Origin of the sequence: Pseudonocardia sp. KRD291, from assembly GCF_019263595.1 — a bacterium.
GTDB lineage: Bacteria > Actinomycetota > Actinomycetes > Mycobacteriales > Pseudonocardiaceae > Pseudonocardia.
Genome location: NZ_JADQDD010000336.1, coordinates 1 through 6,148, shown reverse-complemented (window position 1 = coordinate 6,148; position 6,148 = coordinate 1). Strand labels below are relative to the sequence as shown.

Annotated in this window: 7 protein-coding genes; 5 read left to right on the top strand and 2 right to left on the bottom strand. The window is 73.5% G+C overall.

What is annotated here, in order from left to right:
• Positions 1 to 1,328: amidase (locus I4I78_RS28825; RefSeq protein ID WP_218614658.1), on the bottom strand; the 1,328-nt coding region annotated here is incomplete at its 3' end.
• Positions 1,325 to 2,305 carry a D-2-hydroxyacid dehydrogenase gene (locus tag I4I78_RS28820; RefSeq protein WP_226380629.1) on the bottom strand — a complete coding sequence of 327 codons (981 nt, stop codon included), beginning with the start codon at positions 2,303 to 2,305 and terminating at the stop codon, positions 1,325 to 1,327. The genes I4I78_RS28820 and I4I78_RS28825, both read right to left, overlap by 4 nt.
• 150 nt (positions 2,306 to 2,455) lie before the next feature.
• Between I4I78_RS28820 and I4I78_RS28815 the strand changes: the two genes are divergently transcribed.
• The 5 genes from I4I78_RS28815 to I4I78_RS28795 form a co-directional block, all read left to right on the top strand.
• Complete coding sequence (locus tag I4I78_RS28815; protein ID WP_218614657.1) at positions 2,456 to 2,956, top strand: DUF3830 family protein; 501 nt, start codon at positions 2,456 to 2,458, stop codon at positions 2,954 to 2,956.
• A 3-nt stretch (positions 2,957 to 2,959) separates the two neighbouring features.
• A complete protein-coding gene (locus I4I78_RS28810) occupies positions 2,960 to 3,805 on the top strand; it encodes an Asp/Glu racemase (RefSeq protein WP_374225937.1) in 846 nt (281 codons plus the stop codon).
• A complete protein-coding gene (locus I4I78_RS28805) occupies positions 3,802 to 4,539 on the top strand; it encodes a maleate cis-trans isomerase (protein ID WP_218614656.1) in 738 nt (245 codons plus the stop codon). Before I4I78_RS28810 ends, I4I78_RS28805 begins: the two co-directional genes overlap by 4 nt.
• 16 nt (positions 4,540 to 4,555) lie before the next feature.
• Positions 4,556 to 5,251, top strand: a complete 696-nt coding sequence (locus tag I4I78_RS28800) for a GntR family transcriptional regulator (RefSeq protein ID WP_218614655.1) — start codon at positions 4,556 to 4,558, stop codon at positions 5,249 to 5,251.
• 29 nt (positions 5,252 to 5,280) lie between these two features.
• Positions 5,281 to 6,148, top strand: an 868-nt coding sequence (locus I4I78_RS28795; protein ID WP_218614654.1) for an AEC family transporter, incomplete at its 3' end; no start/stop codon positions are given.

Genomic DNA, 6,148 nt, shown 5'->3' with positions numbered 1-6,148 from the left:
GTGGCGTCGGCGTGACGCGGGCCGACGACCTGCAGGCCCACCGGGAGCCCCGCCGCGGTGAACCCGCACGGCACGCTCGTCGCCGGCTGCTGGGTCATGTTGAACGGGTAGGTGAACGGCGTCCAGGACCACCAGCGCGGGTTCGCCGAGCCCTCCGGCACCTCCAGCCCGCCCGGGAACGCCGTGATCGGCAGCGCCGGGGTGAGCAGCAGGTCGTACTCGGCGTGGAAAGTGCCCATCAGGGTGCCCAGGTCGTTGCGCACGGCCATCGCGCTCAGGTAGTCGACGGCGCTGACCCGCTCGCCGGCCTCGGCGACCGCGACCAGGGCCGGGTCCATCCGCGCGCGACCCTCGGCGCCGATCGGCTGCAGCGACTTCGCCGCGGAGGCGTTCCAGAGCACCTCGAACGGCTCGACCGGGTCCGCGAAACCGGGGTCGGTGGTCTCGACCGTGGCCCCGAGCGAGGTGAACACCGCCGCCGCGGCCGCCACCAGCCCGGCGACCTCCGGGTCGACGTCGGCGAAGCCGAGGGTGGGGGAGAAGGCGATCCGCAGTCCCTGGGCCCCGCCGGCCAGACGCTCCACGGCCGACTCCCGGGCCACGTCGAGCACCCACGGGTCGCGCAGGTCGGGACGGGAGATGACGTCGTGCAGCAGCGCGGTGTCGGCCACGGTGCGCGTCATCGGGCCGGGGTGGGCGAGCGTCCCGAACGGGCTGCCCGGGTAGTGCGCGATCCGCCCGTAGGTCGGCTTGTGCGCGACTGTGCCGGTGAACGCGGCCGGGATCCGCACCGAGCCGCCCGCGTCGGTGCCGATCGAGAGCTGACCCATGCCCAGCCCGACCGCCGCCGCGCTGCCCCCGGAGGAGCCGCCGGCGGTCAGCGCGGGGTTCCACGGGTTCGTCGTGACCCCGGTCAGCGGGGAGTCGGTGACGCCCTTCCAGGCCAGCTCCGGGGTGGTGTTCTTGCCGATCAGCACCGCACCGGCCTCGCGGACCCGGGCCACCGGCGGGCCGTCGACCTCGAACGGGCCCTCGGCGCTGGTCGTGGTCGAGCCGCGCCGGGTGGGCCAGCCGGCGGTCAGGAACACGTCCTTGATCGAGGTCGGGACGCCGTCCAGCGGGCCGACCGGCTCACCGGCCTGCCAGCGCGCCTCGGAGTCCTTCGCCGACGCCAGCGCGGAGTCGGGGTCGACCAGGCAGAACGCGTTCACGGCGCCGTCGTGGCGTTCGATCCGGTCCAGCGCGTCCCGGGTCGCCTCGACCGGGGAGATCTCACCGGAGCGGTACCCCGCGAGGAGTTCGGTGGCGCTGAGGTCGGCGGTGCTCACGAGGTTCCTCCGGAGGTGCTCACGTATCCACGGGCCTTGTCGACGACGTTGCGCAGCTCCCGGCCGTCCCGGAAGTGCGCGAGGTTCTCGGCGAACAGGTCCACCAGCGCGTCGCGCCAGCCGACGATGTCCCCGGACATGTGCGGGGAGACGATGACGTTCGCCATCGTCCACAGCGGAGAGTCCGCGGGCAGCGGCTCGGTCTCGAAGACGTCCAGCGCCGCGCCGGCGATCCGGCCCGAGGCCAGCGCGGTGACCAGGTCGTCCTGCACGATCAGCGGCCCGCGCCCGACGTTGACCACCCGCGCGGTGTTGCGCATACGGTCGATCGAGCCCTTGTGCAGCAGCCCGCGGGTCTGGTCGGTCAGCGGCGCGGCCAGGACCAGGAAGTCGGCCCCGGGCAGCAGACCGTCGAGTGCGTCGAAGGCGTGCACGCCGTCCCGGGCGGTGCGCCCGACCAGCTCGACGCGCAGCCCCACGGCGCGCAGCAGCGAGGTGATCGCGTGCCCGATCGGCCCGCTGCCGACGACCACGGCGGTGCGCCCGGCGACCGGCTCGGTCTCGCGGTGCCGCCAGATCCCGGTGTCCTGCAGGCGCAGCGAGCGCGGCAGGTCCTTGGCGAAGGCCAGTACCGCGCCGAGGACGTACTCGGCCATCGGGACGTCGAACACACCGCGCGAGTTCGTCAGCGTCACCTCCGAGGCGAGCAGCTCCGGGAACGCGACGCGGTCGACGCCGGCACTGGCGGTGTGCACCCAGCGCACGGAGTCGCCGCCGCCCGCCCAGGCGCCGCGCACGGCGTCGGAGGTGAAGTCCCATGTGAGCAACACGTCGGAACCGGGCAGCGCGTCGGCCAGGGATGCGTCGTCGGCGAACCGGAGATGTGCGTCACCCACGCGGTCCGAGAGCCCCGGTGGCATGTCCTCGCCATGCAGGACGGTGATGGTGAGAGCGTCCTGACCTGCGGGAATTGCCAATCGAAGATCCTCTCAGAGGCTCGGGGCGGGAGATTGACACGCTAGGAACCGCTCCTATAGTTGTCAACAATCTGCTGCGTTCGGTGCCGGTACGACTCACGAGCGGCGGAGGTCACCCACACACCTGCTCGTCATCCAGGGGGATCTCCCGTGCCCAAACTGATCAGGATCTCGCTCGAACGCCGCGGCGTGTCCTGCGTGGCCGAACTGCTCGAGTCCGCCGCGCCGCGCACCTGCGCCGCGGTCTGGGACGCGCTCGCCGACGGCCCGCTGGGCGGCGACGCCCAGCACGCCAAGTACGCGCGCAACGAGGTCTACACGATCGTCCGCCGGTTCGGCCCGCGGATCGGTCAGGAGAACCCGACGGTGACCCCGATCCCGGGCGACGTCTGCTACTTCGACTTCCACGGCGGCATGCTCGACGCCTCGTTCAAGGACGACCAGGGCATCGACGCCGAGGCCGGCGGGATCGACCTGGCGATCTTCTACGGTCGCAACAACCTGCTGCTCAACGGCGACGTCGGCTGGGTGGTCGGCAACGTCTGGGCCTCGATCACCGAGGGCCTCGACGAGATGGCCGCGGCCTGTCACGACGTGTGGCGCTCGGGCAGCGTCGGCGAGCGGCTCGTCTACTCCCGACTCGAGGGCTGAGACGTGCCCGCGGAACTGTCCGTCGGGCTCACCCAGGAGCCGGCGGGCGGGCTCCGGCACGCCCGCAGCCGGGTCGACGACGAGCTGGTCGACGCCCCCGGCGTCGGGATGATCGCGCCGTTCGACTTCGCCCTGGACCGCGAGCTGTGGCGCTGGGCGCCCGAGGACGTCTCGCTGTACCTGACGCGGATGCCGTTCCTGACCACGCCGATGACCGTCGACATGGCCGAGGCGATCGCCGACCGGCGCCCGGTGCGCCGCGCGACCCGGGACGTCCTGACCCCGCGGCCCGGGGTGGTCAGCTACGCCTGCACGTCGGGCAGCTTCGTCGGCGGGGCGTCGGCCGAGTACGTGCTGCACCGCACGATCCTCGACGCCGGCGCACCGCGGGCGTCCACGACGTCCGGGGCGCTGATCGAGGCGCTGGCGCTGCTCGGGGTGCGCAGGCTGGCCATCGCCACGCCCTACATCGAGGCGGTCACGTCGCGGCTGATCGGGTTCCTCGACGACCACGGCGTGGAGACAGTGGCCAGCGAGGGGCTGGGCCTGATCGGCAACATCTGGCGGACCACCTACGCCGAGGTCGTCGACATCGTGCGTGCGGTGGACCGCCCGGAGGCCGAGGCGCTGTTCATCAGCTGCACCAACCTGCCCACCTACGACGTGATCGAGCCCCTGGAGCAGGCACTGGGCAAGCCGGTGATCACGGCGAACCAGGTGACGATGTGGGACGCGCTGCGCAAGATCGACCGTGCGGCCGTCGGCGGCGGGGCGCTGCTCTCGGCCTGGCGGCCGGGCGAGGGACGGACTTGCGTCCCCGCCCCGCCTGTAGGATTGTCGACAACATGAGTGGCAAGACCGTCGGCATCCTGTACCCCGGCTACTCGGCCGAGGACGACTACCCGCGCGCCGAGGCGCTCCTGACCGACGGCAGCACGCTGCCGCTGGTGCACACCGAGATGCGTGAGGACGCCCACCGGGTGGACGCGCTGCTCGACATCGGCGGCGACGACGTGCTCGCCGAGGGGGCCCGCGCCGTCGCCGACAAGTTCGGGCCGCTGGACGCGATCGTCTGGGCCTGCACGTCGGGCAGCTTCGTCTTCGGCCCGGACGGCGCGGCCGAGCAGGTCGCGGCGCTGCGGTCCGCGGCCGGGGTGCCGGCGTCGAGCACGTCGTTCGCGTTCGTGCAGGCCTGCCAGCGGCTCGGGGTCTCCTCGGTGGCGCTGGGCGCGACCTACCCGCCGGACGTCGCCGGGAGATTCGTCGAGTTCCTCGCCCACCACGGCATCACGGTGCTGACCGTGTCCGCGCGCGACATCATCACCGCGGCCGAGGTCGGCACCCTGCCCGGCGAGCTGGTGCTGGACTTCGCGGCCGCGGTCGCCGCGGACGCCCCGCAGGCACAAGCCGTCCTGCTGCCCGACACCGCGCTGCACACCGTCGGGCTGCTCGACGCCCTCGACGCCCGCGTCGGCAAGCCGGTGCTGACCGCGAACCAGGTCAGCATGTGGCAGGGACTGCGGCTGGCCGGGGCGGACATCGCCCGGCCGAACCTGGGGACGCTCTTCGCCACGACGGCGTGAGCGGGGTACGGACACCATGGCTCTGGACATGAGCGAGCTGGAACCGGTCAGCAGGCGGTCCACCGCGGAGATCGTGGCGGACCGGATCCGCACCGCGATCATGCGCGGGACGTTCCCGCCCGGCACCCAGCTCGGCGAGGTCGAGCTGGCCGGGCGGCTCGGGGTCAGCCGGGGCCCGCTGCGCGAGGCGATGCAGCGCCTGGTCGCCGAGGGGCTGCTGCGCAGCGAGCGCCATCGCGGGCTGTTCGTCCGCGAGCTCGACGCCGACGATGTCCGCGACGTCTACATCGCCCGCACCGCCGTCGAGCGGGCGGCCGCGCTGCTGGTGCTGGCCGGTGACCGCGGTGCCGCCGCGGCCCGCCTGACCGGGGCGCTGGGGGCGATGGAGGCCGCCGCGCGGGCCGGCGACGCGGTCGCCCTCGCCGACGCCGACCACGACTTCCACGCCGAGCTCGTCGCCGCCTCGGGCAGTCCCCGCCTGCGCCGGATGACCGACGCGCTGCTGGTCGAGACCCGGATGTGCCTGGCCGCGCTGCAGGAGACGGCGCCACCGGCCCCGGACCTGCTCGCCGAGCACCAGACCCTGCGCGACGCCGTCCGGGACGGCGACGCGCACCGCTTCGTGACGACACTCGAGGCGCACATGACCGACGCGGTCACCCGGATCGTGGCCGCGATGCCGGTAGCGGGCGGTGACCTCACCGGCGCTTGACCGGCGTCACAGCCGTAGCCTGCGAAGACGTGACCGGTGTGCTGGAGGGCTTCCTCGTCATCGGGGTCGTCGTCGTCGTCGGTCACCTGATCGGGCGGGCCGGGCTGCTGGGCCCGGACGCGACGCGGGTGCTCTCGCGGACGGCGTTCTTCGTCGCCTCCCCGGCGCTGCTGTTCACCACCCTGGCCCGGGCCGACATCGGTGCGGTGTTCTCCTCCGCGCTGCTGGTCACGGCCGTCACGAGCACGGTGGCCTGCCTGCTGTTCGTCCCGATCGGGCTGGCGCGGCGGCGTCCGCCCGGGGAGGTCGCGGTCGGCGCGATGGCCTCCGGCTACGTCAACGCCGGCAACCTCGGCCTGCCGATCGCGGTCTACGTGCTCGGTGACGCGGCCGCCGTCGCGCCGATCCTGCTGTTCCAGCTGGCCGTGCTCACCCCGGTGTTCACCACGCTGCTCGACGTGCTGCCGGACGGGTCCGGCGGCGAGCGGCCCTCGGTGCTGCGCACGGTCGTCGCGCCGCTGCGCAACCCGATCGCGGTCGCGACCGCCGCGGGACTGGTGGTGTCGGGGACCGGGATCGTGCTGCCGGAGCCGGTCGCGGCGCCGATCGGGCTGATCGCGGACATGGCGGTGCCGGCGATGCTGCTGGCCTTCGGCATCTCGCTGAACGGGGCGGCCCGGCCGGGCACCGGGGAGACCGCGGTGTCGCTGTGGTCGGCGGTGGCGCTGAAGAACGTCGTGCACCCGCTGCTGGCCTGGGTGATGGGCGGACCAGTCCTGGGCCTGACCGGGCCGGCCCTGCTGGCCGTCGTGGTGTGCGCGGCGCTGCCGACGGCGCAGAACGTGTTCGGCTACGCCGTGCGCTACGACCGCGGCGTCGTACTGGCCCGCGACGCCG

What these genes read in the sequence shown, in the direction of transcription:
- I4I78_RS28805 (WP_218614656.1), top strand. Translation starts at nt 3,802, where the DNA reads ATGAGTGGCAAGACCGTCGGCATCCTGTACCCCGGCTACTCGGCCGAG.
- I4I78_RS28800 (WP_218614655.1), top strand. Translation starts at nt 4,556, where the DNA reads ATGGCTCTGGACATGAGCGAGCTGGAACCGGTCAGCAGGCGGTCCACC.